The 1,094-nt window shown below is 67.7% G+C and carries 2 protein-coding genes; both read left to right on the forward strand.

Going from position 1 to position 1,094, the window contains the following annotated elements; genetic code table 11:
- Nucleotides 1-706, forward strand: a 706-nt coding sequence (locus ACWGPE_RS19180) for an MMPL family transporter (RefSeq protein ID WP_452049344.1), incomplete at its 5' end; no start/stop codon positions are given.
- A 113-nt stretch (nt 707-819) separates the two neighbouring features.
- A partial coding sequence (locus tag ACWGPE_RS19185; RefSeq protein WP_168441645.1) for a hypothetical protein occupies nt 820-1,094 on the forward strand: 275 nt, incomplete at its 3' end.

The following is a 1,094-nucleotide window of genomic DNA, read 5'->3' on the forward strand; positions in this document are numbered from 1 at the left end:
GCACATCGACGCCATCAGGCACGCCGCGCAGGATGCCGTCAAGGGCACTCCCCTGGCCGGGTCCAGGATCTATCTGGCCGGTACTGCCGCCACCTACAAAGACATTCAGGACGGCGCCAGGTACGACCTCATGATCGCGGCAATCGCGGCACTCAGCCTGATCCTGCTGGTGATGATGTTCATCACCCGCAGCATCGTCGCCGCGATCGTCATCGTGGGCACCGTGGCCCTGTCCCTCGGCGCCTCGTTCGGACTTTCCGTGCTGATCTGGCAGGACATCCTCGGCATCGACCTGTACTGGATCGTGCTCGCGCTGGCCGTCATCCTGCTGCTGGCCGTGGGGTCGGACTACAACCTGCTCCTGGTCTCCCGGTTCAAGGAGGAGATCCACGCGGGCCTCAAGACCGGCATCATCCGCTCGATGGGTGGCACCGGCGGCGTGGTGACATCGGCGGGCATGGTGTTCGCGGCGACCATGGCGGCCATGCTGGGCAGTGACCTGGTGGTGCTGGCCCAGATGGGGTCGACGATCGCGATCGGCCTGCTGCTGGACACCTTGATCGTGCGGTCGCTGCTGATGCCGTCGATCGCCACCCTGCTGGGCCGGTGGTTCTGGTGGCCGCAGGTCATCCAGTCGGCGGCGTCGAAGCGGCGACTGGCCGAGTTGCGGCGCCGGCCGACATACAAAGCCTCCGCACAGCCCTGACTTAATAAGCAGAGCCAACCTAATTGGTGGAAGCCGGAAACGTCCGCTTCCGCTGACTCTGGACCGACGGGGCGATCCACAGTCTGGTTCTGCAAGTTCAGAGGGGTTGGAAGATGCTGAAGTCCATCGCCATCAGCGCCGCAGCGGCCGGCGCACTGGGCCTGGCCGCACTCGGGATCGGCACGGGGGTGGCCAATGCGGCTCCTGCGCCGGTCGCCGGATCGGGAGTCGGTTGGGCCGAGCACCCGGGGTGGGGCTACGGCCCCGGCCCGTGGGGCCCGCCGCCGCCTCCGCCGCCCGCCTACGGGGCCGGTTGGGGCTATGGCGGCTATGGCCCGCCGTCGGTCTGTGCCACCGGGCCGTTCCGGCTGGTGCAGGTCTGTAGCTG

The organism is Agromyces sp. NPDC055658, from assembly GCF_053618155.1.